The sequence below is a fragment of the Diplocloster agilis genome, from assembly GCF_019042275.1.
Lineage (GTDB): Bacteria > Bacillota > Clostridia > Lachnospirales > Lachnospiraceae > Diplocloster > Diplocloster agilis.
Window position 1 is genome coordinate 1 of sequence record NZ_JAHQCW010000048.1, and the last position, 25,988, is coordinate 25,988.

Consider the following 25,988-nt stretch of genomic DNA (forward strand, 5'->3'; position numbering starts at 1 on the left):
GCCCGTCGGACGTGAAGTCCGCCGGTCATCCTGAACCCGGCTTTCCGATTCCACTAAGCGGGAGCACAGCCGCCCTATGCGCTCCCGGGGAGACACAAAGGAATCCGGCTGCCCGGAGCATCCCGGGACACCGACATGCACCCCGGCCCTGAGCAGCGGGCATACCCAAACCCGAGGAAGAACCCCGGAATAGAGGCGAAAAAGCCCGGTTATAAATGAATCAATGAAACAGCAAGGAGGACACAGTGTGTTTGATCCTGCTGTTTTTATATAGGAGGACAGAGTATGTTATTCCAAACAATATACGAATCACCGGTAGGCCGGCTGACCCTGGCATGTGACGGGACATCCTTAACCGGACTATGGCTGGAGGGACAAAAGTATTTCGGAGGCGCGGGGAAGGAAGAAAGGAAAGAACAGGACGATATACCGGTGTTTCATGCGGCCAAAGAATGGCTGGACCGGTATTTTTCCGGAAAGAGGCCAGGGATCCGCGAGCTGCCTCTCGCGCCTGCGGGCAGCGAATTCCGCCAGGAAGTCTTTCAGATTCTTTGTGAGATCCCGTATGGGGAGACCACGACCTACGGGGAAATAGCAAAAAAGATAGCGGCGAAGCATAATAAGACCGGTATGTCCGCGCAGGCGGTAGGCGGAGCGGTGGGCCACAACCCGATATCCATTATTATTCCCTGCCACCGCGTGATCGGCGCAAACGGCAGCCTGACCGGATATGCCGGAGGCGTGGATAAGAAAGTGTGGCTGCTTGAGAAGGAAGGCGTAAATGTAGCCCATATGACGGTCCCGGCAAAAGGGACTGCGCTATAATTGACAGGGGTCTTTTGTGTCTCCCGGGAAGCACATAGGAGCCAGAAAGAGAATGGAAACCGAAATTGCTGCATATAGTGATAAGGACAAAGTATATGCGGTGATCCCGAATGGAAAAAATAAAAAATATTGCGGCAGTGGCGGTTGTGATATTGCTCCTGCCTTATGTATTGACCCTGTTTATCTCCGGGAAGGAGGAAAAAACGCCGGCGGACCGGCAGTCCCAGACGCAGAGTCTGACGGAGATACCGGCAGGCGACGGCAGCATCCGGATCGACATGGAAGACCGGGTCATGCATATCGTAGCAAAACAGATACCCATGACATACGAGGACGAGGCCATAAAAACCCAGGCCATCATAGCCAGGACAGAAGCTTACAAACAGATCGAAGCGGGAAAAGACCCGTCGGATGCGGACGGTACGGAAGATCTGGAAAAGCTGTGGGGATTTGAAAAATTCTCTGAAAATTACGACCGGTTGAAAATGCTGGTACAGTCCACGGCAGGACAGGTAGCCACCTGGCAGGGCGGTCTGATCGAAGCTTCCTTTCACGCGGTCAGCGCCGGTAAGACCCGGAGCGCCGCGGAGGCTCTGGGCAGTGATCAGTTCCCCTATCTGGCCGGCGTGGAATGTCCGAAGGATCTGGAATCCAAGCAGTTCTTAGAGATCCGTACATACCGGCCGGACGAATTTCTGGAGCGGATACGGGAAAAATATCCGCAGCTGGAAGTCACACAGGATGATCTGTTGACGCAGATTCAGATCGTGAGCGCCGACAGCGCGGAATATGTAAACCAAATTCAGATAGGAAATGTAACCACGTCCGGCGAAGAATTCCGCGCGCTGTTTGATCTGAATTCCAGCTGCCTGTCCTTTGGCATGACGGGTGATGAAATCCGGATTACCACCAAAGGATTGGGACACGGACTGGGAGTCAGCCAGTACCAGGCCAACGAGCTGGCCAAAGAAGGCAAAGGCTGTCAGGAAATATTGGCCTTCTTCTATCCGGGGATTGAAGTCAGGGCCTATGAGGGCGCCAAATAAGACAAAAATTATTTTGAAAAAATAAGGGAAATCAGCCAGGAATTCCCTCAGGAATCTGCCTATATAAGTATATCTTTCCTATAATCCGGCAAAGATATATGCGAGGTGATGATTATGAGGAGAAAGAAGGCAGTAAATTTTCTGAAATCACGGGCGACGGTCGTAACCTTGAGTCTGTGTTTCGTAGCTGCCGTTGCATTAGTTGGTATGTATTGGGCCGGGAACAGATCAAAAGATAATACACAGGATCTGGTTGATTTAAGTGATACGGCAGAGGAACAGCTGGCACAACAGACACCGGCGCCGGATACCGCTGAAGCGGCAACCAACCACGTTGTTAATGAAGAAGTAACACCTGAGGCTGCGCCGACTCCCACTCCGGAGGCGGAAGAAACGGTAGCCGAAGTAGAGGAGCCGGAAACTGAGCCGGAGGAAGAAGAACCTGCGGCGCAGACAAATGCAAAAGTGAAACCCAGTCCCAGCTTTAACGAGGAAGATAAGATCGCGTGGCCGGTGACCGGAAATGTACTGATGGACTACAGCATGGATAAAAGTATTTATTTTTCCACACTGGATCAGTATAAATATAATCCGGCGCTGATTATACAGGGCGATGTGAATTCGCAGGTATTTTCCGCTGCACCCGGAACCGTGACCTCCGTAGTGGTCAGTGAGGAAACCGGAACCACTGTGACCGTAGATCTGGGTAACGGATTCGAAGCTATCTACGGACAGCTAAAAGAGGTGCCGGTAGAAGAGGGCAGCAATGTAAAAGAAGGAGAGATCATCGGCTATATCAGCGAGCCTACGAAGTATTACAGCGTAGAAGGAAGCAATCTCTTTTTTGAAATGCGTAAGGATGGCGCGCCTGTAGATCCTATGAACTATCTTGAGTAATTGAAAAATCCATACACAAAAACCGGAAAGTGGAGTATAATATATTAATCGACGGATTACGGAACGAGCAGCACATCACGCAATCGAATACTTTACTTTCCGTTTCTCGTTCTATTATGGGTAATATACTGTTTGGTCGATTGCTTAAAATAGACGGCGTGCATACTTTCATTATAGTATGTGCGCTTTACATATGGAGTGTTTATGAATTATACGTATATCGTGGAATGTAAGGACGGCAGCCTGTACACAGGCTGGACGAATAACATCGAAAAAAGAATTGCGGACCATAACAGCGGAAAGGGAGCCAAATATACCAGAAGCCGGGGGCCTGTCAGCCTGGTCCACCTGGAGATTTTCGACACAAAAGAAGAGGCCATGTCCAGAGAGGCCCGGATCAAAAGAATGAACCGTAAAAAAAAGATGGATTTGATCGAGTCATCCAAACGGCCTGCGGTGGAAGCGGCCGGGATGAAAGAAGACCTTTGAATCAGGAAGCGCAAGCCGCGATTTTAGATTCAAAGGTCTTATATTCTATTCAACATATGGAAATCAACCCGGTATGATACCTTTAAAGCCCCAGTACATAATACATGACAATGTAGTGGCAGACGCTGCCGGCCATAACGAAGAGGTGGAAAATCTCATGGGAACCAAAATTTTTATGCCGCGAATTAAAGATGTTTAATTTTAACGCGTAGATAATACCTCCCACCGTGTATATGATACCTCCCGCCAGAAGCCAGATAAAGGCCGGCAAGGGCAGGGCGCGGACAATTTTCGTAAAGGCCAGGACGCAGACCCAGCCCATGGCTATATATAATATAGAAGAAAACCATTTCGGACAGGTGATCCAGCAGGCCTTAATGATGATCCCGCCCAGAGCGATACCCCAGACCACAGCCAGAAGCCGGTAACCCGTGGTGCCCTGAAGGACGATCAGGCAGATGGGGGTATAAGTCCCGGCGATGAGCACGAAGATCATCATATGATCTATTTTCCGCAGAATCCGGTTGGCGCGTTCCGACAGATCCAGGGAGTGGTAGGTGGTACTGGCGGCATACAGCAGTACCATGCTTAACATAAAAATAGACATTGAAATCAGATAGACATTGCCAGGGCGTTGGGAGGCCTTCAGCAGAAGGGGGATGGCCCCGATGAGCGCGAACAGGACTCCGATAAAATGCGTGATCGCACTGCCGGGATCTTTTATTTTTAACTTCATAGCGATACCTCCAGATGGTGTTATAATTAATTTATCATATAGTTTTGATTACTATATAATGCGATATTCATATACTACACGTATTTTAGGAAAAAAGCAACAGAAATAAAAATATTTTAAAAAACTTATTGACATAGGCGTCCGAACTTATTATAATAAAAACAGTAATAATTATTATTATTTAAGAAAGGAGAATGCTTTTGTCTGCTCTAAAATACAGCCGTCAGAGGGAATCTATTAAAGAATTTCTGGCCAATCGCTACGATCACCCAACTGCGGATATGATATATGCGAATATGAGAGCCCTGTATCCGAACATCAGTCTTGGAACGGTGTACAGGAATTTGTCTCTGCTGGTGGATATGGGAGAAGTATTGAAGCTTTCGGTAGGGGATGGCCCGGACCGCTTCGATGGGAATACGGATCCGCATTATCACTTTATTTGCACAGAGTGCCAGAACGTCCTTGATCTTAAAATGGAAAGCATCGATCATATTAATGTGATTGCCGGTCAGAATTTTGACGGTGAGATCAAGGGGCATATGACATATTTCTATGGAGTCTGTGGTGATTGTACAAAAAAATCTTAAAAAAATTTTTAAAAACCTATTGACGAAAAAGGAAACTTGTGGTAAATTAATATCAGTAATCGTTACTACTATTAAAAAATAAAATATAAAAAAGAAAAGGAGATAAGTAAGATGAAAAAATTTGTATGTTCTGTATGTGGTTATGTTCATGAGGGAGATTCTGCACCGGAGTTCTGTCCGATCTGTAAAGCACCTGCTGAGAAATTTATTGAGCAGTCCGGCGAGATGCAGTGGGCAGCTGAGCATGTGGTAGGAGTAGCTCAGGGTGTCAGCGAAGATATTATCAAAGATCTGAGAATGAACTTCGAAGGCGAATGTTCAGAAGTAGGAATGTATCTGGCTATGGCTAGAGTAGCTCACAGAGAAGGTTATCCGGAAGTAGGCCTTTACTATGAAAAGGCTGCTTACGAAGAGGCAGAGCACGCTGCAAAATTTGCAGAGCTTTTAGGTGAAGTGGTTACCACCAGCACCAAGAAAAACCTGGAGATGCGTGTAGAGGCTGAGAACGGCGCTACCGCCGGCAAATTCGATCTGGCAAAACGCGCGAAAGCAGCGAACCTGGATGCGATCCATGATACCGTTCATGAGATGGCCAGAGACGAAGCCCGTCACGGAAAAGCTTTCAAAGGTTTACTTGACAGATACTTCGCATAATAGGATAATAAAACATAGGCATATTAACGGGGCAGGCAGAGAGAAATTGCCTGCCCTTACTTATTCAACAGGCATATAACGGCCGGGTTGGAAACGAAGGAGGATAATCATGTCAAAATACGATGGAACAAAGACAGCACAAAATCTGGCGGACGCATTTGCCGGAGAATCTATGGCAAGAAACAAGTACACATATTTTGCTTCCGCAGCAAAGAAGGCGGGTTTTGAGCAGATGGCGGCTCTGTACCTGGAGACAGCGGATCAGGAAAAAGAACATGCAAAAATGTGGTTCAAAGAGCTCTACGGTATCGGCAGCGTGGATGAGAACCTTTTAAGCGCGGCAGAGGGAGAAAACTACGAGTGGACCGATATGTACGCCAGAATGGCAAGGGAAGCCAGGGAAGAGGGCTTTGAAGAGCTTGCTGTTAAGTTTGAAGGCGTTGCCCGTGTGGAGGCTGCTCATGAGAAACGTTACCTGAAGCTGTTAGACAGCTATAAGGCCGACAAGACATTCAAGACGGATGCTCCTCTGGGATGGAAGTGCAGAAACTGCGGTTATGTACATATGGCTGAGGAAGCTCCCGAGATCTGCCCGGTATGTTCCCATCCCCGCGCATATTTCGAAAGAAAAGTTGAGAATTACTAAGAGCGCGGTTTATTTCAATAATAAAAGTATAATAATAAAATGATAAAGAATAAAAATCCGTCGAGGTTTCCATGGATCGGCGGATTTTTTCTTAAACAGGGGAATACTAATTGGTAAGCGGAATAGATTTGGTATAGAACTGCTAAACTAAAACAGGGAGTACCGGTCTCTCAGATAAATAAAAGCGAAGGAGTACAGTGATATGGGACATATATATGATCTTATTATAATAGGAAGCGGACCGGCCGGACTGTCGGCTGCCATCTATGCCCAGCGGGCTAAACTGGATACGCTGGTAGTGGAGAAAAACTATGCCAGCGGCGGCCAGGTTCTGAATACCTACGAAGTGGATAACTATCCCGGCTTAAAAGGGATCAATGGTTTTGACATGGGAACCAAGTTCCGGGAGCATGCGGATGAACTGGGCGCGGTATTTGCCGAGGCAGAAGTGCGCAGTCTGGTGGATGAAGGCGCGGTTAAGAAGGTAATCACGGATCAGGAAACCTACGAAGCAAAAGCGGTCATAATCGCTACCGGCGCCCGCCACAGAAAGCTGGGAGTGCCGGGAGAAGAAGAACTGTCGGGTATGGGCGTTTCCTACTGCGCGACCTGCGACGGCGCGTTTTTCCGCGGAAAGACGGTAGCGGTGGCCGGCGGCGGGGACGTAGCCGTGGAGGACGCGATCTTTCTGGCCAGAATCTGCAAAAAAGTATATGTGATCCACCGCAGGGATGAACTGCGCGCGGCAAACATACTGCAGCAAAATTTATTCGAACTGGACAATGTGGAGATGGTCTGGGATACGGTGGTGGATGAGATCGCCGGAGAGCAGCAGGTAGAGAAACTCAAGATTCATAATAAGAAAACCGGAGAAGCCGGCGAACTGGCGGTAGACGGCATTTTCATTGCGGTGGGAATCCTTCCGAATTCGGATGAATTTGAACATCCCGTTGAGATGGATGAAAGTAAATACCTGATAGCCGGAGAAGAAGGTCTTACCAATATTCCGGGTGTATTTGCGGCCGGGGATGTGAGAACAAAAATGCTGCGGCAGATTGTTACGGCGGTATCCGATGGGGCTAACGCGGTAACTTCGGTGCAGAAGTATTTACTGACTTTAAAATAAACCTTAAGTCCTTTAAATATTAACAAAATGTGAATTCTGAACAATATGTTAAATTTATCCAGTGTATTGACAAGGCTCTATGCTTGCAGTATACTGGATTTACGGTTTGTAACAAAATTGTAATAATTAATAACATATCTGAAATAAATAATAGTTCGGAGGATTCACATGAATAGCAAGTATCTGAGAATTGCAACAGGCTGCCTGGTCGGAGCGATCACATTTAGCGGAATGACCATGAGCGCGGCTGCAGGAACGGCTGGAGTCACAGCAGGAATCGGCGCAGTACTTACAGAAGCAGAAACCGCGAATCCAAACGTGGACGCTCAGATTAAGGAATATCTGGTCCCCACCGTCAAGTCCGAATATTCGGACATTGCCATAGCGCAGGTTGATAATTACGTGAACATCAGAGACAGTGCCAGTGAAGAAGGCCAGATTCTCGGTAAATTATATAATAACTCGGCGGCTACCGTTCAGGGCTCAGAGGGAGACTGGTACCAGATCACCTCAGGTTCCGTAACCGGGTATGTAAAAGGGGAATATGTAGTCACCGGTGAGGCTGGGGAAGAACTGGCTAAGCAGGTTGGCCACAGGGTAGCGAAGGTAAACACGACGACCCTGTATGTGCGCCAGGAAATGAACACGGAATCCACGATCCTCACGCTGGTGCCCATCGACGAAGAACTGGATGTAGTGGAAGAGCTGGACGGCTGGGTGAAGGTATCCCTGGATGCCGATGTAGTCGGATTCGTATCCAGCGAATATGTAGATATCAGAACCGATTTTGTACAGGCGGAATCGATAGAAGAAGAGCAGGCCAGACTGGCAAAAGAAGAGGCGGCCAAGCAGGCGGCACAAAACGCTGCGAGACAGGCGGACGCTAATTCCAAGTCGAAGAGTTCCAAGTCAGGGGATAGCGCAGTACCTACCTCCGGCGGAGAAGCATCCGGCAGCAGAGCGGCGATCATCAATACGGCTCTCAGCGTAGTGGGTAATCCCTATGTGGCCGGCGGCACCAGCCTGACAAACGGAGCGGATTGTTCCGGATTCACCATGGCGGTATTTGCGAATAACGGGGTAGGGATTCCGAGAGACTCCAGATCCCAGGCGGCAGGCGGAAGAGAAATCTCTATGGATTCCGTACAGCCCGGAGACCTGTTATTCTACTCCAATGGCGGCAGCATTAACCATGTGGCCCTGTACATCGGAAACGGCCAGGTAGTACATGCCAGCACCCCTCAGGGAGGCATTAAGGTATCGAATTACAATTACCGGTCACCGGTTAAAGCAGTCAGCTATCTGAATTAGTAAAATTAGGACTTATGCGATGCGAGGGCACTGAAAAACGATAGTTTTTCAGTGCCCTTTGATTTCACAAGATACTTTTCATCATCAGTTATTGATTTCTTAGCGTTCCCATTCCTCGTACGGCTCCGGCTGCACGGCTTCCGGCTCCATCATACGATGCATTTCAATCACCGTTTCAGCGTTTCCTGCACATCAATACAATAATGGCGGATATGCTCTAAAATATCAGACGCTTTCTGCTTCATAAATCAGCTTCTCATCCTCCTTGATGTGTTTTTTGAAACTTTCTGTGCGTTCTGCGTTGACATGGTGATTCAGCGCCTCCGTGGTAACTAAATCCACCGGCTTTTTCAGTGCTTCCTTCAAATCGTTATATAGTCCGCCGAGTCCGAACATACTCCGTATCCGCCCGCCGTCAATGCGCAAATCAATATCACTTTCAGGCAGGGCATCCCCACGGGCATATGAGCCAATAATAAAATTGTATTTATTGGCGTACATGGGGCTCAGGTATTGACAAAGCGGAGAGTATGCATTTTGCACAAAAATGTCAAATTTCGTCGATAGTGCTTAACATAAAAACGGGTCATTATGGAAAAAGTTATCCACATTGAAAACTCGAAAAAAGTAGATGAAATCGAGTTATACACTAAGTTATGCACATTATCCACATTAAATCACATAATTCGAGCGTATTTGAGTGGATAAAAAACGAACAGAAGTTTTGTTTAATCCTCATAAATCGACGTTTTTTAAAAAATATGTTGAAAAAAGTATTGACTTTCTTATCGTCTGAACGATGGTCCGAAATGTCGAAAATTGTCTGATAACGGCTCTCTAAGCGGGCTTATTGTATGATAATAACAGAGGATGCCCGCTGCTTAAGACTGGGGACAAAGACGGTATCCGGGGAGGCTTACGTCTGCCGCCGCTAAGTGGAATCGGAAAGCCGGGTTCAGGAACCGAGCCTGTGCGGGCGTTGATGAGGGCTTAGCAGGCGCTTTGGGTGTTGAGGGTGGGAATTAACGTAAACGCAGAAAAAACGCCATATGAAGCGATATCGCTTTCAGATGGCGTTTTTTTATGGTTTACTTGGTCTGCATTCGTTTTATAACCTTCAGCCGGGTGAATTCTTCCCGCTCTTTTTCTTCCAGGGCGTTGGTAATCGAGGTAACCAGCTCCGTATAGTGTGGAATCGTAATATTCTTAAGCGCGTTGGCGCGTTTCTGGGTTTTCTTGATATTGGCTGCCAGCCGGTAGGCGGCGTTTTCGATCATAGCCAGCTGAATCGTCAGGTCCTTCACTTTTTCAAAACAGGTTTTGGCTTTATCCAATGACTCCTTGGTGGACATAAAATCATAGGCCGGAGCGTTGGTCTGGCTCTCGTAACGGACCAGGGGAATCTCCGTTCCCATGACGCTTCGGGACTTGATCTGAATGGAGGACTCGATGGGAATGGTCCCGGCCAGATCGTAGACATAATGGATCCCCATCTCGATATTGGCCTTCTGTAGGGCGATATAAGCCGCTGTGAAGGTGGAATCGATCTGGGTCTGGATTTCCTTTGCCTGATCGATCAGATTCATGATTTCCCGTATCAGGATATTCCGCTTTTTGTCCATCAGATCGAAACCCTGCCTGGAGAGCACCAGGGAGTTTTTCGCTAACATCAGATTTCCTTTGGTGGGAAATGTTCTGGGATCCATGGAATCACCTCTTATTCTGCATTGGATTGGTCTTGATTATCTTTATTATAATATACATCCAGAACCTTCGTATCGATACGGTCCAGTTCTTCTCTCGGCAGCATGCGCAGCAGACGCCAGCCGATGTCCAGTGTGGTCTCGATGGTCCGGTTCTCGTCGGCCCGCTGGCCAAGGAATTCTAACTCGAAAGCTTTCCCGAACTCCAGATACTTTTTATCCAGAGGGGACAGTTCATCTTCACCGATAACCGAAGCCAGGGCTCTGGCATCTCCCACTTTCGCGTAACAGGAGAACAGCTGATTGGCCACATCCTGGTGATCGGTTCTGGTGAAGCCTTCGCCGATGCCGTCCTTCATCAGACGGGACAGGGAAGGCAGGATGTTGATCGGCGGATACACGGACTGGCCGTGCAGGTTCCGGTCCAGCACGATCTGGCCTTCGGTGATGTAACCGGTCAGGTCGGGGATCGGGTGCGTGATGTCGTCGTTTGGCATGGTCAGGATCGGAATCTGAGTGACCGACCCGTTTACGCCCTCCACGATGCCGGCGCGCGCTCATAGATGGTGGCCAGTTCGCTGTACAGATAGCCGGGGTAACCCTTTCTGGAAGGGATCTCTCCTTTGGAGGAGGAGACCTCACGCATAGCCTCCGCGAAGGAGGTCATATCCGTTAAGATGACCAGCACGTGCATGTTGCAGTCAAAGGCCAGATATTCGGCCACCGTCAAGGCTACCTTGGGCGTAATCAGACGCTCCACCACCGGGTCGTTGGCCAGGTTTAAGAACATGACTACGTGGTCCGACGCTCCGCTTTCCTGGAAGGTCCTGCGGAAGAAATCGGCCACATCGTACTTGACGCCCATGGCGGCGAATACAATGGCAAAGTTTTTGTCCGCCTCCGCGTCTCCCAGGGAAGCCTGGCGCACGATCTGGGCCGCCAGTTCATTGTGGGGAAGGCCGTTCCCGGAGAAGATCGGCAGCTTCTGGCCGCGGATCAGAGTGGTCAGGCCGTCGATGGCGGATATCCCGGTGCGGATATAGTTCCTGGGGTATTCACGGGTTACCGGATTCAGGGGCAGGCCGTTGACATTCCGCTTAATATCGGAGACGATCCGGCCCAGCCGGTCTATGGGGCGGCCCAGGCCGTCAAAAGTACGTCCCAGCATTTTGGGGGAAAGGGAAATTTCCATGGGATGCCCGGTTAGCTTCGTATGGGTATTGTGTAAGGACATATTTTCAGAGCCGGCGAATACCTGGATCACGGCTTTGTCGTCGTAGACTTCCACAATACGCCCTAATTTTTTTTCTTTGCCCTCAACCGTTAATTCTACAATTTCCTCGTAGGCGGCGTTTTTTACGCCTTCCAGAGCGATCAGAGGGCCATTGATCTCACTTAATCCTAAATATTCGATAGACATGCCGCTTCAGGCCTCCTTACGCATTCTTTTCCATAACACGGTTATAGAAAGCATCGATATCTTTTTCGTATTCATCAAATTTATACATCTCGTCATTGGCGATATCATATTTGACGGAGATGATTTTTTCAAATATATTTTCCTCCCGCAGTACGGAGATGGGCATTCCCATCGTGATCAGCGAACGGCACTTGCGGTAGAGGTAGAGGATGATCTCCATCATCCGGAACTGCTTATCCATGGGTACGCAGGTATCCTCCTGATGGAAGGCATTCTGCTGCAGGAAGCCCAGGCGGATGACCCTGGCGATCTCTAACACCAGTTTCTGGTCGTCGGGCAGGACGTCGCTGCCGATCAGCTTCACGATCTCCATAAGGGAGCTTTCCTGGTTCAGGATCGCCATCAGCTGGTTCCGGTAGTCCACAAAGTTGGGGGATACATTGTCTTTGTACCAGGGAGCCAGATCCTGCAGGTATTCACTGTAGCTGGTGAGCCAGTGGATGGCAGGGAAATGTCTGGCATAGGCCAGGGATTTATCAAGACCCCAGAAACAGCGGACGAAACGCTTCGTATTCTGGGTAACCGGCTCGGAGAAGTCACCGCCCTGGGGCGATACCGCGCCGATAATGGAGACGCTGCCTTCCGTTCCGTTCGTATTGTGCATCATACCGGCCCGCTCGTAGAACTCGGAGAGCCGGGAAGCTAAGTAGGCGGGGAAACCTTCCTCGGCGGGCATTTCCTCCAGACGGCCGGACAGCTCACGCAGAGCCTCCGCCCAACGGGAAGTGGAGTCCGCCATGATAGCCACGTCATAACCCATATCCCGGTAGTATTCGGCCAGGGTGATGCCGGTGTAGATACTGGCTTCACGGGCCGCCACGGGCATGTTGGATGTGTTGGCGATCAGGGTGGTACGCGCCATCAGTTTATTGCCGGTACGGGGATCCACCAGTTTGGAGAAATCCTCCAGTACCTGAGTCATTTCATTTCCACGCTCTCCGCAGCCGATGTAGATAATAATGTCGGCGTCAGACCATTTGGCGATCTGGTGCTGGGTCATGGTTTTTCCGGTACCGAACCCTCCGGGTACGGCAGCGGTTCCGCCCTTGGCTATGGGGAAGAGAGTGTCCAGGATACGCTGGCCGGTGATCAGGGGCCGGGAAGCCGGAAAACGCTTATGTACCGGCCTGGGCACACGGATCGGCCATTTCTGGACCATGGTTAGATTGACTTCTGTGCCATCCTCCAGCTGAAGAACGGCGATGGTATCATGAATGGTATATTTGCCGTCTGTTACGGCGCTGATTATCGTTCCCTCCATATTGGGAGGAACCATACACTTGTGTACAATGGCATGGGTCTCCTGGACTTCACAGATAATGGTCCCGCCCAGGACCTCCTGGCCCTCGTGGACGGTAATGTGGGCATCCCACAGCTTTTCCCCGTCCAGGGAATCCACGCTGATACCGCGGGAGATGTATGCGCCGGACTGTTCCGCTATTTTGGCCAGCGGACGCTCGATGCCGTCAAAAATATTGTCCAGGATGCCTGGCGCCAGTGTAACGGAGATGGGCGCCCCGGTTCCAACTACGGGCTCGCCGGGTTTGACGCCGGTGGTCTCCTCATATACCTGGATCGTGGTCCTCTCGGAGGAAAGACGGATTACTTCACCGACAAGCCTCTCGTTCCCGACGTAAACCATCTCAGCCATTTTAAATTCTGTCCGGCCTTTCACATAGACGACCGGGCCGTTGATTCCGTATATAACACCTTTACTTGTCACCTGTCTTTACCTCCATGTGAATGCTTCTTTGGCTTCCGCAAGCTTGGTCTGGAAGGAATTGTCGATCAGAATATTCTTAGAGGGGATAACCGCGCGGGTTCCGCCCAAGAAGGAATACTGGCTGATGGTAAGACCGACTCCCGTAGCCATCTCAAGGCCTGCCAGGCGGGAAGTATCGGACGGATCGATATAGATAATGATCTCATCCTCTTTCGCGAATTCCTTTGCCTCCCGGATCTGCCGAATCAGCATATCGTTATATTCATGCGTTGAGGTGAAGTTGGTCAGCATATCGCCGATCTCCACGAAGAGCTTATCGGTCAACGCAGTTTGTTGCTTAGTCAACTTTCTCTTAATATGAAGCTGCTCCCGGGAAAGTTCTTTATTCTTATTTCGTTCCAGATCAGCTGTCTGCATCTCTATCTGAAGCTTCGCCTGCCGTATTTTGTCCTGCTTATGTTCATCCAGCTCTTTTTCCAGGGCTTTCGTGTAATCATCCAGCATCTGTCGGCTTTGTTGTCTCGCATCTTCCAAGGCCGAAGCCTGAAAGTGCTGAAGCTTTTCTTCTGTTGTCATAGGACCCACCTTCTTTTCCTTACAATTTAAGCCCAATGGCTTCATTTACATAGGCAGTGATAAAGTCTGGCTTACGGCCGGTTCCGTGCCGGTCAGGTATTTCCACGATAAGCGGGAGCTTCCGGTTCAACTTGATATCGTCGACGATCTCCGGAAATTCCCGGCCGAACTTTTCGGTCAGCAGGAGAATGCCGATTTCTTTGTCCTTTAAGACGCCTTCCAGAGCCGCCTTTAATTCGGCCCTTTCATGAACTACGACACCATCCACCCCTGCCAGCCGCATACCTGTCTGGGTGTCCACATTATCACTGATCAGAAACATCTTCATGGCGGTTTACAGCTTTCCTAAGATCATGATAGATACGATCAGGCCGTACAGGGCAACTCCTTCTGCCAGAGCAACGAAGATCAGGGATTTACCAAGGATACTGGAATCTTCGCTGATCGCACCCAGTGCTGCGCTTGCGGAAGATGCAACGGCGATACCGGCGCCGATACAGGAAAGGCCCGTGGCTAACGCAGCGGCCAGATAACCCAGTCCGGAAGCGGTAGAGGCCGCCGCCGCGCCGTCCGCCGCGTAGGCCTGGCCGCCGAACATGGCGATGCTGACACAGATGATCGTACCAAAGAAGAAAAATACGTTGACGCCGAGGGATTTTTTGAAGCGTCCCTTATTTTTTTCTCCAAGCAAGAATGCTCCGAAAGGGATAATAATACTCAATAACAATGCCGCAATAATAACAACCTTCAATAATAATGACATGATACATTTCCTCCTCAATTAATTATTTTTTAGATTTCACTTCCGTGTAGGGAACAAATTCCCTGCCGCTTCCTGAGAAGAAACGGCTGAACATCTCGTAGTATTCCAGACGCAGAACATGGATTCCTACGATCAGGCCTTCCATACCCATGACAAACAGATTGCCGATCACGACTACGGGCCAGTTGGGACTTCCCCCATTTTCCGCGTTTGCTAACATCAGCACAACCTGCATCATACCGGCGTGGCTTAAAGCAAAGGCGCCGATACGGACAAAGGAAATGGTATTGGTCAGATAACTTAAGACCACTTCAAACAGTTCGAAAAAGGACTGAACGAGGAACATTCCTTTTTCCTTCGGCATGAGTTCCGCGTGTCTGGTAACCAGAGCCGTCAGGGGCTCCTTGAAAAGAATCAGTACCAGCGGCAGAACAAACATGACGATCAGCAGGATTGCTGCGGGTAATGTGTTTCCGGTCATCAGAAGCACTACGGTCAACACCAGAGCGCCGTAGAAAATGAATCCGGATAGTCCGTTGCTGTCAAAAAATATTTTGCCGACATTGTGCTGCTTAATGCCGTTATATATGTTAATCAGCATGGCAATCAGTATCATTGCCATACCAAATGCGACAGCCAATACTAATACGGTATTGAGTGTTCCCACAATCGGAAGCGTGATCACCTGTTCCATGGGCTTTAACCAAAGAGCCGGTATCACATCCTCAAAACCAAAGAAACTGCCATACAGGACGCCGAAGATCGTAGAGAAGATTCCGGCGGTGCCGATGATCGCGGCCAGGTTCGATTTTTTGAATTTGTAAAGCAGGAACCCTCCGATCACCAGCAGGATGCCCTGCCCCGCGTCGCCGAACATACACCCGAAGATAAACGTGTAGGTTATGGCTAAGAATACGGTGGGATCAAACTCATCGTAGACAGGGAGGCCATACATTTTAATAAACATTTCAAAAGGACGGAAGACTTTCGGATTCTTAAGCTTCGTGGGAGGCTTGCTGAAAGTCTCGTTGTGATCGTCCTCGATCAGCACGAAGAGCTCCTCGTCCTTTTCCACGTCTTTGATAAAATCATAGGCGTCTTTCTCCGACATCCAGCCGCAGAGGATAAAGAAAACCTGCCCCTTCTCACTGGTACAGGCGGCCAGTTTACGGATATCAAAGTTTTTGGATACGTGAGCGATCTTGTTAGCCGCGCTGACCAGTTCCTGCCTGGATTTGTTAAGCTCTGCGCTGATCTGCTCATTGATATCGACCACCTCTTTTTCACAGTCGGCGATCTTTCTTAGGATATCCTGATAAGCTTCTTCCGGCGTGCCCTGATAATCATCCGGCAGATACAGCCGTTCAAAGTGAAGGGAGGAATAGACGGCGTCGACCTTTTCCTTGATCTTGGCCGGCACAAAGTACACGCCCCACACATAGTCCTGATCCACATGGCATTTGTAAAATATGGTATCCAGGCTCTCATATACGTATTTTTCAAATTTATGGAAATATTCCTGCGAAATCTTACCGAACCGGTATTTTACAAACCGGAAATTCAGCAGCTGGTGTACGTTATACGTCAGCTCCCGAAAAGGCTCGATCAAATCCAGCGAGGTATGCAGATTTTTCCAGTTCTCTGATGCGGCATTCCGCCTGGCCTGCAGATCTGTAATTTTCTCATCAATGTCATAGATCACTTTCTGCGCTTCATCCAGACTCATAGAAGGATCGGGCTGCAGATTTTTGGTGTCGATGAGACTTAAATATTCTTCCGATTTTTTCATCAGGTCCTTGTAGGGGTTCACCTCGACGTAAGGACCCAGATCCTTAACAGTCTTCAACTCCGAAAGGGCATTTTCCAGTTGGACTTCATACTTGGCCAGGTATTCGTCCGTGACCCTGTCGATGGAAGCTCTTGGGCCCGTAATGGTGATGAATTTCATTTTCACTATCACCGGTGTTACCTCCTCTTACTTAAATGATAATGTACTTCATAATATCAGCCGGCTGTAAGCCATAGCGGATAGATTCCAGTATTGTGGTCAGATTGTCGATTTCCTGTCCCTTTTCAAAGAGATAGGAGTTGATACAGGCGATGGAATAGGGATTCCGGCGTTTCGCCAGCTGGTGCATTTTATAGATCAGATTATTATATAAAGATTCCAGCTGCGTCCCGTTTAATTCATCCGCCCGTTTCGCGTAATAAGTAGTCTGCAGGACATGGTCGAATTCATTCATGTCCGCCGCCTCCACCAGCTGTGCAATCTGAACCTGTTTCAGTTTGAAACGGATCGGTATGAGCAGAGCGTAGATATCGGCGTTGGATATCCGGTAATATTTCTTTGCTCGGTAAATCCATTGGATATTCAACAAATCGATCATGCTTCCATAAGTTTCCCGAAGCGTCGTTAACTCCTTTCCTTTGAACATCTTATGATATGTCTTCCAGAGATAGGAGAAATAGAACAAATCCAGTGTCATTTCATAGTCGAACAAAGTGGGGTGCTCCATCTGTGACAGGTGCATCAGCGGCTTATGATACTCGGTTCCCGAAAGATCGCTGACAAACTCATCGACCGTCTTTGCCGTAATCAGCTTCTCCAAATCCAGGGTGGAATGCTTACGGAAGAATTCTCCCGCCATCTGCGGATTCCACGCCTCATCCGTAGGATTAAAAATCGTCCGGAGAAAGAATTTCATGAGAATGATATCATACTGCCGAAAATACATATCCAGAAACCGGCGCTGCTTCAGTCCGGAAAAGCGGTAGAGCTTGGAAAAGTCCTTGTAGAGGGAACGTACCAGGACGGCCTCCACGTCTCCCCGGTGCAGATGCGCCTCATCGATGGATTCTAACAGATGCTGGTAGGCGCGCTTGGTCCGGAGATAATTGACAGCCTCGGGCACACTGCCAAGCAGAACCAGTTCCCGGTAATCTTCGGGTTTTATTAAATTTTTCTGCATGGCGCGGATCTTTGTTGCGATTCCGCCGTAGGTTAATAGATTGCCCATAGTGTTACTCCTTTATGATTTGGTCCACTACATATTTGGCCAGCTCGGTGTGATGATCTTCGTAGGCTTTGTCTAAAGCGCTCATCAGCTTCTCCGTATCATCCCGCAACTTGGCCAGTTCCTCTTCCTTTTCCTTTGTCAACTTTATATTCAGATCCGACAGCCGCTTCTGTGTGTCCAGCTCCACCTGCTCGTCAAAATCCCGTGTCAACTGTTTGAAGTGCTCAGCAACTTCCTTCTTCTGTTCTGTGGCATGTTCGATGATTTTAACCGATGCGGCTTCGATCTCAGACAATTGATTGATGATCAGCTCCATGTAGCAGCCTCCTTCTAAAATAGGTAAAACCTATGCTTTGTAAGTATCTAATAAACATTATTATCATACTCCTTTTTTTATATTTTGACATTAGCGAATATAACAAAAAACGTCTTTCAATTTTTAGTAGAATAGTGTAAAATAACGTAAAGAATAAAGGAAGTGTTAAGATTTGAGATTGCGAAATATAAAAGGTTCCAGAGAAATTATCCAAAAAAGTCCATATGTGGTTCACGATGAGACGAGTGTAAAGGGGAAGTGGCACGAAGTATTCGGGAACCGGAATCAGATCCACATAGAGATCGGGATGGGGAAAGGGCAGTTCCTTATGGCCCTGGCGAAACAGCACCCGGAAATCAATTATATAGGTATAGAGAAATATTCCAGCGTATTGCTCCGGGCTTTGGAAAAGCAGCAGGAGGAGCAATTGCCCAACGTAAAATTTATCCGTATGGAAGCGGAATATCTTCCCGATGTGTTTGCAAAGGATGAGGTGGCGCGCATCTATCTAAATTTTTCCGATCCGTGGCCAAAAGACAGACATGCCAAACGCAGGCTGACCAGCCGGGAGTTTTTCGCCCGCTATGACCAGATTCTGTCGCCGGAGGGCCGGGTCGAGTTCAAAACGGACAACCGGGTTTTATTTGAATTTTCACTGGAGGAAGTGAAGGAAGCCGGATGGAGCTTACAGGCATCCACCTTCGATTTGCATCATGACCCGGTATTAGCGGAAGGGAATGTCATGACGGAATATGAGGAAAAATTTTCCTCTCTGGGCAATCCGATTCATAAATTAACAGCAGTCCGCAAGCTGCCTGTATAAAAGACGGCAGAAACACATAAGCTAAAAAAAAGAAGTAAAGGGATGTCTATGGCAGCAAAACGGAACATGTCGGACCGTGTCAGCCAAATGCTCTATGATAAGCCAGGCCTTGACCGGTCGCTGCGCGATATGAGAAATTCCATGAATGAGGTAAACAAGATTTTAGACAAAACTGCAAAAATTACAAAGAAAAAGAAGAAAGGATGATCAGAAGATGGCACTTACATTTAATGATGAAAATTTTGAACAGGAAGTATTAAAATCGGAGATTCCGGTACTGGTGGATTTTTACGCGGACTGGTGCGGCCCCTGCAAGATGATGGGACCGGTAGTGGAGAAGCTGGCGGACGCGTATGCGGGCAAGGTGAAGGTCGGGAAGCTGAATGTGGATAACAGTATGGAGGTAGCCGGAAAATACCGGGTAATGTCCATCCCCACCTTTATTATCTTCAAGGACGGGCAGGCGGTGGATACCATCCAGGGCGCAGTGCCGAAAGAGATGATTGAGTCAAAATTGAACGCACTTTAGAGAGGGCGGGATCCGTAAGGCCGCCAGTCCCGGCTGGGAGGATGCGGATTGCGGGTTGCAGACGGCTGAGCTGTGGTTGAGGACTGCTTCTCTTCCGGCGGCCGGCCCGCTGTATTGGTTTGGTTAGACAAAGAAACCGTTATAAGTTACATTAACTACGGGGTATGGAAATCCCTTATTACATTTTTCAGGGCAAACTCGCCAAAGTACGGCTCGAACAGTGCCCTGAAAAATGGGGATTTCCATACCCCTCCGTAAATGTAACTAATAACGGTTTCTTATGTCTAACCAAACCAATACAGCGGGCCGGCCGCCGGAAGAGAAGCAGTCCTCAACCACAGCCCAGCCGTCTGCAACCCGCAATCCGCATCCTCCCAGCCGGGACTGGCGGCCTTACGGATCCCTTTTATGGCTAGGCGTTTGCTTGAAGTTTTGACGTTGGGCTGTCCGGAGCATCCCGGCCCTGAGCAGCGGGCATACCAAAACCCGAGGAAGACCCCGGCGTGAGGTCGATTTAATCAATATGCAGATCCTTATCCTTCAGCCGGTGATCGATCGCTCTCTTAGACAGGTAAGCGATGACGGCGACGACAGGTACCCCGAAGAACATGCCAAGAGGTCCCCAGATGTAGCCGCCTATCGTGATGGCGAAGATGATCCACAGCGGTTTCAGGCCGGTGGAATCGCCCAGGATCTTTGGGCCTAAAATGAGTCCGTCGAACTGCTGGAGGGCCAGGATCAGCACGCCGAAGACCAGCGCTTTGATGGGATCGATCAGCAGCAGGATGAACAGGCCCGGAACTGCGCCGATAAAGGGGCCGAAATAGGGGATCATGTTCGTCACGCCTACGATGACGCTGATCAGCAGCGCGTAGGGGAGCCTTAAAAGGGTCATAAGGAGAAAACATAGGATGCCGATTATCATGGAATCTATGGTTTTGCCTATGATGAAGCCGCCAAAGATACTGTTGCAGTGTTTCAGCGTTTCCAGGAAACCGTCCACCCGTCCCTTTGGGATGTACGCGTAGAGCAGGCGCTTAAAATTCAGTTTGAGCGTTCCCTGATCGGATAGCATGTAGGCGGAGACGATGACGGCGATCAGGATATTGATGATCCATTTGATGACCGATACGGACGTGGTGTAGATCACCGGGATTACATTGGTCACCAGGTTTTTCAGGTAATTCAGCAGATCCGGGCCCAGGCTTTCCAGTATCTGGTTGATAAACCGGAAGTCAAAATCCGGGTAGCTCTCCTCGAAGTTTTCCATGAAAGTCAGCAGGCGTGTGTAGGTGCTGGGGATCAGGGCGATCAGATCGGTCAGGCTGGTGACGATCTGGGGCAGTATCCGGAACAGCGCGATGATGATGATTCCTATGACGATAATATAGGAAATTAGTATGGATAAAAATTTGCGTACGCGTGGCGTTTTTTCTTTAAACAGCTTTTTTAACAGGCCGTCCAGGCGCTTTACCAGAGGATTCAGAAGGTAAGCCATAAATGCGCCTATCAGGAACGGGGACAGGATTACTACAAAATTGTTGAACAGGGCTTTGGCTTTATCCCAGTCCATGACAATTTTGACGATCAGGGCTCCGATCAGGATTACAAAAAGCGCGTAAATGCAGATCGTAAAGTATTTTTTGTTGGATTCAAATTTGTTGTTTCTCAAAGGATTCATGCAGTCTTCTCCATTATTTTTGTTAGTTCCTATAGTTGATTATACTTGCTGGGAGAAGACGAAACAAGGGGGAATGAAAATTGTAACTAAAAATTAACATCGGTATACTTTATAATCTGCTGGGCATCCGTAAGCGAAGGGTAATATCCGGCGCTTACCATAGAAAACAGAGCGGCGCCGTAGGAGGCCTCTTCCTGGTGGCAGGGGATTGAAAGTTCCATCTGGAATTTTTCCCGCAGGATTTGCTGCAGGTTCCCGTTCATGCGGATGCCGTTGCCGCTTCCCACCATCTTTTGCGCGGGCGAACCCTTGGTCTTGCAGATGAGCTGATAATAATCAAAGAGTTCTCCGGCGATGCCGTCCAGCACGCCGTAGATAAAATCCGCCGGATGAAAAGTCTCCAGTGTCATGTGGGAGACGCTGCCGGTCAGATACGGCGCTTCTCTTGTTCCGGCGAACCGGGTGTCTACCTTAAGCTTTCCGGACGGCCTCTGCTCGCGGAGCAGCCGGTCCATATGGGGATATAAGCTTTCGGTAGGGCAGCCGGTTATCATTTCGGCGCACTCTTTGAAGAATTGCTCCAAAGCGGCATAGGCCCTTCCGCCGCACAGGCAGGAGCCGGCGAACAGATAGGTGTCCTCAGCGCAGGGGCGCAGTTCGATGCCGCTGCAGGGAGTGATCTTATCCGTGCCCAGGGATATCTGGCTGCCGGTGCCCACATTGACCAGGATGGTGTGTTCCATGTCCTGAACGGAACCGATGAAGCTGGCCTGATTATCCCCGATCGCAGCGCTGACCGGGATCTGGTCGGCGGTGACGCCTATGACGCGCATATCCGCGGTGACTGAGGGAAGCAGGCCGGTGTCGATACCGGCCGCCTGGAGGCCCCGGGTGTCAAAGCCCTGCCGGTCCATTTGGTAACAGCCAAGGCTGGCCGCATCCGATGCGTGGATCAGGGGGACTGTGGAGGAAGTCAGCCGCATAGCGGCGTAATCCTGTATCGTACAGAACGATACCGCGTTGGAGGGTATGCTGTGATGAAGCGTATGCCAATAATGGGTCACCATGCCGAAGCCGGTGGCCAAGGGATAACCGGTCTTTTCGCTTAAGGACTGCGCATAGGTCTGTCCATCCTCCATAGTTTGGTTACCCCGCTCATCCAGCCAGGTATACAGGGGGCTGACAGCCTGACCGTCCTCGCCGGTATAGACGATCCCGTGCATCTGTCCGGTCAGACCCAGGCTTACGATGTCCTGGTAGTCGGCGGTAAAGCTGTCATAGAGCTTTAATACTGCGCCTATGATAAGCTCCGGATCCTGGAGCCGCTCATAGGGGCGGGAGCCGGATACGGATGTTTTGTTTGGGATGGTTTTGCTTTGCAGCACACGGCCGGTTTGCCCGTCCAGGACAATGCCGCATATGGTAGTGGTGCCAATATCTATGCCAATTGATTTCATAATCAAACCTCCGCATTTAGTATAAGATGATAGATAAAAATCCGGTATTTACAGAATTCAAAAAGCGCGTTTTTATCCGGTAAGGATATCAGGTAAGAATGCCTTGCATATGTTATTTTTCAATGCTAAAATGGGAAAAACTGGGGCATGTCGTGATAGGCAAAAGGGAAAAATGATTACGTAGGGAAAGCGCCACTGGAGGAAAAAATGAATAAAACCGCCCGCAACGCCGAATATATCAAACAGTATAACCGTAAGAAAATCCTAAGCCTGCTGAGCCGGGAAAGCCTGTCCCGGGCGGAACTGGCCAGAAGGACGGGATTGACCAGATCCGCAATTTCTATTATTACGGACGAGCTGCTCGGATACCAGATCCTGATGGAACATGAAGCGGTGGCCCAGAAGAGAGGGCGCAGTCCGGCTCCCCTGTCCTTAAACCCGGATCGTTTCTGTTCGGCCGGAATCTATCTGAACCGCCAAAGCTGCCGGATCGGTCTGGTGGATATCTACGGAAAATGCCTGGAAACCCGGACCGTGCCCATATATCCCGACGAACCGGTGCGGGAGGTTCTTAATGAGGCGGCCGGCCAGGTCCGCGGGATACTGCGTAACCATCCGGCTGCGGAAAAGGAGTTGCTGGGCATCGGCGTCAGCGTGCCGGGGCCTGTCAGCGTACAAAGCGGCAGAATCGTGAATCCGCCGAACTTTAGCCAATGGCACCAGGTGGCGATCTGCGAGGAATTAAAAAAGAGGCTGCGTTATCCCATCTATATGTCGGACAATGCAGACGCTCTGGCGATCTATAACATGCGCTATGGCCGCATGATAAAAAATTCGGATTTTATGCTGCTTCTGGTGGACAGCGGCATCGGTTCCGGAATTATTTCAAACGGAAAACTGCACCGCGGTGTGTTCGGAATGTCCCCGGAGATCGGCCACATTACGATCCGGCATACGGGAAAACCCTGCAGTTGCGGGAATATCGGATGCCTGGAGATGTACGCGGCTATCCCCAATCTGCTGGCCGACTTTGGCGGAGCCTATCCCTCCTGGGACGCCGTCATGCAGGCGGCCCAAAGCGGTGAAAAAGAGGCGTGCAGAATACTGGACACGGAAGCCGGATATCTGGCGGCGGGTATCACCAGCGTTGTCAATCTGTTCTATATCGATACCGTCGTACTGGCGGGAGATATTCTCAGCCATTTTCCGCTCATGGAGTGCGCGCTCAGAGAAAAGCTGCCGCAGCGTACCCTTCTGAAAGATCTGGGCCCGCTGGCGGTCATGGCCTCCGATACCCGGGAAAACTACGATATCATATCCGCCGCCAATATTGTATTTACCGCCCACCTGGATTCCTGAGGCTTTTGCGGGTCACACTCTTGGACAGGTGCTTTTGCGTATAATCAGCTCGGGATGATACACGATAGGGTCCATGTGTTTCGTCCCGTTTGCTATCATTTTCAACAGGCAGGCCGTGGCTTTTTTCGCCATATCCCCCCGCGGCTGTTTGATGGAAGTGAGCGGCACGTCCAGAAGATTATTGATAAAACCGTCGTCATAGCCCACCAGGGACACGTCCCGGCCGATTTTGATGTTATGTTCCCTGGCATAGGTATAAAGGCCATAGGCCATCATATCGTTGTAGCTGAAAATGGCGTGTACGTTTCTTTCCATAAAATAGGGCATAGCCGCGATGCCGGACTGTATGGTGAAATCCCCCTGGTACAGCAGATCCTCATCAAAGGGGATATCCCAGTCCGACAGGGCCTGCTTATACCCTTGCAGACGGTCCCGCACACTGCACTGCCCCATGGGGCCCAGCAGGCTTCCGATCCTCCGGTGGCCCAGCTCCAGCAGATGGGTAACGGCGATGTAGCCCCCCTCCTGATTGTTCAGGATACATCTGGCGATATCCAGTTCCTCCAGGTCATTATCCAGCATTACAAAGGGCACGTCGCTCTTTCTTATGACCTCCTTGATCGTCTGCTGTTCCTCTTCGGTGGTATCAGAGGAATGCAGTAAGATAATCCCATCCACATTTTTACCGAGAAATTCTCTGATATATTCCAGTTCTCTGTGACCGTCATCCCCCGTATTGCCAAAGATCACCGTATAGTTATACTTTTTAATTTCTTCTTCAATGATTTTAGCGATCTCAGCCAGAAAAACGTTGCTGATATCCGACAGAATCAGGCCGATGGTACGGGTCTTCCCCTTAACCAGTCCGACGGCAATCTGATTCGGGCTGTAATTCAGCCGCTTGGCAGTCTCCAGAATCAGCGCCCTTGAGTCTTCGGAGATCCGGTTGGGCTTTCCGTTCAACACCAGGGACACGGCGGTAGTGGATAGATTGCACTCCTGTGCGATACTCTTAATTGTCGCTTTCATATACTTCGTTCCTCATCTAATTATTCCGGTAAAAGTATAAAAATTTTACGCTTATTTTATTTACTAATTTTAAAGCATTTTAGATTTTTCGTCAATTAATCGGATGTACATAAAGCGGCAATTTTACTGCGTTTATGCATCGGAACAAAGAGCGGCGGGAAGGAAGATGCCGCTTACGCGGCCCGTTGCAGGCAAAGAGTTTCGCAAGCGAAACTCTTTTTTGATTTACCGGTTCAGGCGGCTTTGGGGCGCGGTTTTCATAAATTCCGTTACCTGTTCCCGGCTTTTTACGGCTTCATGGGCACCCAGGCAGCAGGCGTTGATGGCGCCGGCGGCACAGGCGAAACGGGCGCTGTCCTGCAGGGACATTCCCGACAGGATACCGCAGATAAAGCCGCCGCAGAAGTTGTCGCCGCAGCCGGTTGTATCCACCGCCCGGACCGGATAAGGGTCCATATAAAAGCGGTCCACGCTGTTTTTTACGAAGCAGCCGTCGGAGCCCAGTTTCAGAACCACATTCTTTACCCCTCTTGCCAGAAAATAGTCCGCGATATCATCCACGTCTTCCTTGCCGCAGGTATAGAGAGCTTCCTCGTAGCTGGGCATCAGGTAGTCCGTATACGGATAGACAGAAGCGATCCCCTCCGGCCCGATCCCGTAGGCATCCGCGGTCATATCGGCGAAGGTCAGCACCTTCTTTTCCCGGGCCAGCCGGAACAGGGAAGCCGCGCCGCCCTGGTCCATTTCCTTTAGTAAATACAGGCTTCCCAGGCTGACCGCCCTGGTATGGTCAAGAACGGACAGATCTATGGTATTCATAGACACATCCAAATCCCCCTCGCCCTTCCCGAACAGGAAGCTGCGCTCGCCGTCGGGCTTGATAACGGCGACGGACAGATTCGAGCGCAGGATACCGTCCCGGATGGCGTAACGCATATCCACCCCGTCCTGTTCCAGAGAACGGAAGATCTGTTCGCCGATGGGATCTTTTCCCATGTTGGCGATCAGCGCCACCCGGTTACCCAGTTTCGACAGAACCACCGCCTGGTTGGCCGCGTCTCCCCCCACCGCCGTCAGCGTCGACTCCGCATGGGTGGAATCCCGTTCCAGGGCGCCTTTGTCGATTCCCTTAAGCACGATGTCCTGATTGACAAAACCAACACAAACTACATCATATTGCATAGCGATACCCCCGTTTGGAATTTAAAATTG

The 25,988-nt window shown here is 49.7% G+C and carries 27 protein-coding genes and 1 pseudogene; 13 read left to right on the forward strand and 15 right to left on the reverse strand.

The genetic code is table 11. From position 1 onward, the window contains the following. Positions 1-285: 285 nt before the first annotated feature. The 4 genes from KTH89_RS21035 (at position 286) to KTH89_RS21050 (ending at position 3,257) form a co-directional block, all read left to right on the forward strand. Positions 286-825, forward strand: coding sequence for a methylated-DNA--[protein]-cysteine S-methyltransferase (locus KTH89_RS21035; RefSeq protein WP_238722983.1), 540 nt, complete (start codon positions 286-288; stop codon positions 823-825). Between the two features lie 110 nt (positions 826-935). Then, on the forward strand, positions 936-1,871 hold the full coding sequence (locus KTH89_RS21040; protein WP_158347117.1) for a SpoIID/LytB domain-containing protein: 936 nt from the start codon (positions 936-938) through the stop codon (positions 1,869-1,871). A gap of 114 nt (positions 1,872-1,985) precedes the next feature. Continuing rightward, positions 1,986-2,768, forward strand: coding sequence for a M23 family metallopeptidase (locus KTH89_RS21045; RefSeq protein WP_158347118.1), 783 nt, complete (start codon positions 1,986-1,988; stop codon positions 2,766-2,768). Between the two features lie 204 nt (positions 2,769-2,972). Further along, positions 2,973-3,257, forward strand: coding sequence for a GIY-YIG nuclease family protein (locus KTH89_RS21050; RefSeq protein ID WP_238722984.1), 285 nt, complete (start codon positions 2,973-2,975; stop codon positions 3,255-3,257). Between the two features lie 82 nt (positions 3,258-3,339). Here KTH89_RS21050 and trhA read toward each other — a convergent pair whose 3' ends face one another. Further along, on the reverse strand, positions 3,340-3,993 hold the full coding sequence (trhA, locus tag KTH89_RS21055) for a PAQR family membrane homeostasis protein TrhA (RefSeq protein WP_238722985.1): 654 nt from the start codon (positions 3,991-3,993) through the stop codon (positions 3,340-3,342). A gap of 194 nt (positions 3,994-4,187) precedes the next feature. Between trhA and KTH89_RS21060 the strand changes: the two genes are divergently transcribed. The 5 genes from KTH89_RS21060 to KTH89_RS21080 all read left to right on the forward strand — a co-directional run bounded on the left by KTH89_RS21060 (position 4,188) and on the right by KTH89_RS21080 (position 8,320). Beyond that, a complete protein-coding gene (locus tag KTH89_RS21060; protein ID WP_158347121.1) occupies positions 4,188-4,583 on the forward strand; it encodes a Fur family transcriptional regulator in 396 nt (131 codons plus the stop codon). A 111-nt stretch (positions 4,584-4,694) separates the two neighbouring features. Then, positions 4,695-5,237 carry an NADH peroxidase gene (locus KTH89_RS21065; RefSeq protein WP_158347122.1) on the forward strand — a complete coding sequence of 181 codons (543 nt, stop codon included), beginning with the start codon at positions 4,695-4,697 and terminating at the stop codon, positions 5,235-5,237. A 109-nt stretch (positions 5,238-5,346) separates the two neighbouring features. Then, entirely contained in the window at positions 5,347-5,883 is a 537-nt protein-coding gene (rbr, locus tag KTH89_RS21070; RefSeq protein WP_158347123.1) for a rubrerythrin, read from the forward strand. A 202-nt stretch (positions 5,884-6,085) separates the two neighbouring features. Continuing rightward, positions 6,086-7,009: a thioredoxin-disulfide reductase gene (gene trxB / locus KTH89_RS21075; RefSeq protein ID WP_158347124.1), complete on the forward strand. Its 924-nt coding sequence runs from the start codon at positions 6,086-6,088 to the stop codon at positions 7,007-7,009. A gap of 168 nt (positions 7,010-7,177) precedes the next feature. Then, positions 7,178-8,320: a C40 family peptidase gene (locus KTH89_RS21080; RefSeq protein WP_158347125.1), complete on the forward strand. Its 1,143-nt coding sequence runs from the start codon at positions 7,178-7,180 to the stop codon at positions 8,318-8,320. Positions 8,321-8,545: 225 nt separating this feature from the next. Here the strand turns inward: KTH89_RS21080 and KTH89_RS21085 are convergent, their stop codons facing one another. From KTH89_RS21085 to KTH89_RS21130, 10 genes and pseudogenes are all read right to left on the reverse strand, one after another. Next, entirely contained in the window at positions 8,546-8,821 is a 276-nt protein-coding gene (locus KTH89_RS21085; protein WP_238722986.1) for a nucleotidyltransferase family protein, read from the reverse strand. Positions 8,822-9,408: 587 nt separating this feature from the next. Further along, on the reverse strand, positions 9,409-10,026 hold the full coding sequence (locus KTH89_RS21090; protein ID WP_158347133.1) for a V-type ATP synthase subunit D: 618 nt from the start codon (positions 10,024-10,026) through the stop codon (positions 9,409-9,411). 11 nt (positions 10,027-10,037) lie between these two features. Continuing rightward, positions 10,038-11,443 (reverse strand): annotated as a pseudogene (locus tag KTH89_RS25150) (V-type ATP synthase subunit B). Between the two features lie 16 nt (positions 11,444-11,459). Next, positions 11,460-13,226, reverse strand: coding sequence for a V-type ATP synthase subunit A (locus KTH89_RS21100; RefSeq protein ID WP_158347135.1), 1,767 nt, complete (start codon positions 13,224-13,226; stop codon positions 11,460-11,462). A gap of 6 nt (positions 13,227-13,232) precedes the next feature. Next, the gene (locus tag KTH89_RS21105) at positions 13,233-13,802 is read right to left on the reverse strand and encodes a V-type ATP synthase subunit E (RefSeq protein ID WP_238722987.1); all 570 of its coding nucleotides are present in this window, start codon (positions 13,800-13,802) and stop codon (positions 13,233-13,235) included. A 19-nt stretch (positions 13,803-13,821) separates the two neighbouring features. Beyond that, on the reverse strand, positions 13,822-14,130 hold the full coding sequence (locus KTH89_RS21110) for a V-type ATP synthase subunit F (RefSeq protein ID WP_158347137.1): 309 nt from the start codon (positions 14,128-14,130) through the stop codon (positions 13,822-13,824). 6 nt (positions 14,131-14,136) lie between these two features. Continuing rightward, positions 14,137-14,565 (reverse strand): ATP synthase subunit C, encoded by a 429-nt coding sequence (locus tag KTH89_RS21115; RefSeq protein WP_238722988.1) that lies wholly within the window; start codon positions 14,563-14,565, stop codon positions 14,137-14,139. A gap of 22 nt (positions 14,566-14,587) precedes the next feature. Next, entirely contained in the window at positions 14,588-16,525 is a 1,938-nt protein-coding gene (locus KTH89_RS21120) for a V-type ATP synthase subunit I (protein ID WP_158347139.1), read from the reverse strand. 19 nt (positions 16,526-16,544) lie between these two features. Further along, a complete protein-coding gene (locus KTH89_RS21125) occupies positions 16,545-17,582 on the reverse strand; it encodes a V0D/AC39 family V-type ATPase subunit (RefSeq protein WP_238722989.1) in 1,038 nt (345 codons plus the stop codon). Between the two features lie 4 nt (positions 17,583-17,586). Next, on the reverse strand, positions 17,587-17,898 hold the full coding sequence (locus KTH89_RS21130) for a hypothetical protein (protein ID WP_158347141.1): 312 nt from the start codon (positions 17,896-17,898) through the stop codon (positions 17,587-17,589). Between the two features lie 172 nt (positions 17,899-18,070). On the opposite strand from KTH89_RS21130, the gene trmB reads away from it, so the two are divergent. From trmB to trxA, 3 genes are read left to right on the forward strand one after another with little or no spacing between them, the layout of a single operon-like run. After that, positions 18,071-18,721 carry a tRNA (guanosine(46)-N7)-methyltransferase TrmB gene (trmB, locus tag KTH89_RS21135; RefSeq protein WP_238722990.1) on the forward strand — a complete coding sequence of 217 codons (651 nt, stop codon included), beginning with the start codon at positions 18,071-18,073 and terminating at the stop codon, positions 18,719-18,721. A 48-nt stretch (positions 18,722-18,769) separates the two neighbouring features. Beyond that, the gene (locus tag KTH89_RS21140) at positions 18,770-18,928 is read left to right on the forward strand and encodes a hypothetical protein (protein ID WP_238722991.1); all 159 of its coding nucleotides are present in this window, start codon (positions 18,770-18,772) and stop codon (positions 18,926-18,928) included. Positions 18,929-18,935: 7 nt separating this feature from the next. Next, the gene (gene trxA, locus KTH89_RS21145; RefSeq protein WP_158347143.1) at positions 18,936-19,250 is read left to right on the forward strand and encodes a thioredoxin; all 315 of its coding nucleotides are present in this window, start codon (positions 18,936-18,938) and stop codon (positions 19,248-19,250) included. A gap of 514 nt (positions 19,251-19,764) precedes the next feature. On the opposite strand, the gene KTH89_RS21150 is transcribed toward trxA, so the two are convergent. After that, complete coding sequence (locus KTH89_RS21150; RefSeq protein ID WP_238722992.1) at positions 19,765-20,931, reverse strand: AI-2E family transporter; 1,167 nt, start codon at positions 20,929-20,931, stop codon at positions 19,765-19,767. An 86-nt stretch (positions 20,932-21,017) separates the two neighbouring features. Then, the gene (locus tag KTH89_RS21155; RefSeq protein WP_238722993.1) at positions 21,018-22,388 is read right to left on the reverse strand and encodes a sedoheptulokinase; all 1,371 of its coding nucleotides are present in this window, start codon (positions 22,386-22,388) and stop codon (positions 21,018-21,020) included. A gap of 207 nt (positions 22,389-22,595) precedes the next feature. Between KTH89_RS21155 and KTH89_RS21160 the strand changes: the two genes are divergently transcribed. Next, complete coding sequence (locus KTH89_RS21160) at positions 22,596-23,747, forward strand: ROK family protein (protein WP_238722994.1); 1,152 nt, start codon at positions 22,596-22,598, stop codon at positions 23,745-23,747. A gap of 12 nt (positions 23,748-23,759) precedes the next feature. Here the strand turns inward: KTH89_RS21160 and KTH89_RS21165 are convergent, their stop codons facing one another. Then, the gene (locus KTH89_RS21165) at positions 23,760-24,776 is read right to left on the reverse strand and encodes a LacI family DNA-binding transcriptional regulator (protein WP_158347148.1); all 1,017 of its coding nucleotides are present in this window, start codon (positions 24,774-24,776) and stop codon (positions 23,760-23,762) included. A gap of 225 nt (positions 24,777-25,001) precedes the next feature. Further along, positions 25,002-25,958: a carbohydrate kinase family protein gene (locus KTH89_RS21170; protein ID WP_238722995.1), complete on the reverse strand. Its 957-nt coding sequence runs from the start codon at positions 25,956-25,958 to the stop codon at positions 25,002-25,004. Positions 25,959-25,988: the final 30 nt, after the last annotated feature.

Bases quoted from the DNA above. Each gene is read 5' to 3' on its own strand.
- KTH89_RS21155 (WP_238722993.1), bottom strand. From the start codon at position 22,388: ATGAAATCAATTGGCATAGATATTGGCACCACTACCATATGCGGCATT.
- KTH89_RS21115 (WP_238722988.1), bottom strand. From the start codon at position 14,565: ATGTCATTATTATTGAAGGTTGTTATTATTGCGGCATTGTTATTGAGT.
- trxB (WP_158347124.1), top strand. From the start codon at position 6,086: ATGGGACATATATATGATCTTATTATAATAGGAAGCGGACCGGCCGGA.
- trhA (WP_238722985.1), bottom strand. From the start codon at position 3,993: ATGAAGTTAAAAATAAAAGATCCCGGCAGTGCGATCACGCATTTTATC.
- KTH89_RS21130 (WP_158347141.1), bottom strand. From the start codon at position 17,898: ATGGAGCTGATCATCAATCAATTGTCTGAGATCGAAGCCGCATCGGTT.
- KTH89_RS21090 (WP_158347133.1), bottom strand. From the start codon at position 10,026: ATGGATCCCAGAACATTTCCCACCAAAGGAAATCTGATGTTAGCGAAA.
- KTH89_RS21065 (WP_158347122.1), top strand. From the start codon at position 4,695: ATGAAAAAATTTGTATGTTCTGTATGTGGTTATGTTCATGAGGGAGAT.
- KTH89_RS21105 (WP_238722987.1), bottom strand. From the start codon at position 13,802: ATGACAACAGAAGAAAAGCTTCAGCACTTTCAGGCTTCGGCCTTGGAA.
- KTH89_RS21050 (WP_238722984.1), top strand. From the start codon at position 2,973: ATGAATTATACGTATATCGTGGAATGTAAGGACGGCAGCCTGTACACA.
- trxA (WP_158347143.1), top strand. From the start codon at position 18,936: ATGGCACTTACATTTAATGATGAAAATTTTGAACAGGAAGTATTAAAA.
- KTH89_RS21040 (WP_158347117.1), top strand. From the start codon at position 936: ATGGAAAAAATAAAAAATATTGCGGCAGTGGCGGTTGTGATATTGCTC.
- KTH89_RS21035 (WP_238722983.1), top strand. From the start codon at position 286: ATGTTATTCCAAACAATATACGAATCACCGGTAGGCCGGCTGACCCTG.
- KTH89_RS21110 (WP_158347137.1), bottom strand. From the start codon at position 14,130: ATGAAGATGTTTCTGATCAGTGATAATGTGGACACCCAGACAGGTATG.
- KTH89_RS21165 (WP_158347148.1), bottom strand. From the start codon at position 24,776: ATGAAAGCGACAATTAAGAGTATCGCACAGGAGTGCAATCTATCCACT.
- KTH89_RS21150 (WP_238722992.1), bottom strand. From the start codon at position 20,931: ATGAATCCTTTGAGAAACAACAAATTTGAATCCAACAAAAAATACTTT.
- KTH89_RS21160 (WP_238722994.1), top strand. From the start codon at position 22,596: ATGAATAAAACCGCCCGCAACGCCGAATATATCAAACAGTATAACCGT.
- KTH89_RS21045 (WP_158347118.1), top strand. From the start codon at position 1,986: ATGAGGAGAAAGAAGGCAGTAAATTTTCTGAAATCACGGGCGACGGTC.
- KTH89_RS21060 (WP_158347121.1), top strand. From the start codon at position 4,188: ATGCTTTTGTCTGCTCTAAAATACAGCCGTCAGAGGGAATCTATTAAA.
- KTH89_RS21140 (WP_238722991.1), top strand. From the start codon at position 18,770: ATGGCAGCAAAACGGAACATGTCGGACCGTGTCAGCCAAATGCTCTAT.
- KTH89_RS21080 (WP_158347125.1), top strand. From the start codon at position 7,178: ATGAATAGCAAGTATCTGAGAATTGCAACAGGCTGCCTGGTCGGAGCG.
- KTH89_RS21085 (WP_238722986.1), bottom strand. From the start codon at position 8,821: ATGTACGCCAATAAATACAATTTTATTATTGGCTCATATGCCCGTGGG.
- rbr (WP_158347123.1), top strand. From the start codon at position 5,347: ATGTCAAAATACGATGGAACAAAGACAGCACAAAATCTGGCGGACGCA.
- KTH89_RS21125 (WP_238722989.1), bottom strand. From the start codon at position 17,582: ATGGGCAATCTATTAACCTACGGCGGAATCGCAACAAAGATCCGCGCC.
- KTH89_RS21170 (WP_238722995.1), bottom strand. From the start codon at position 25,958: ATGCAATATGATGTAGTTTGTGTTGGTTTTGTCAATCAGGACATCGTG.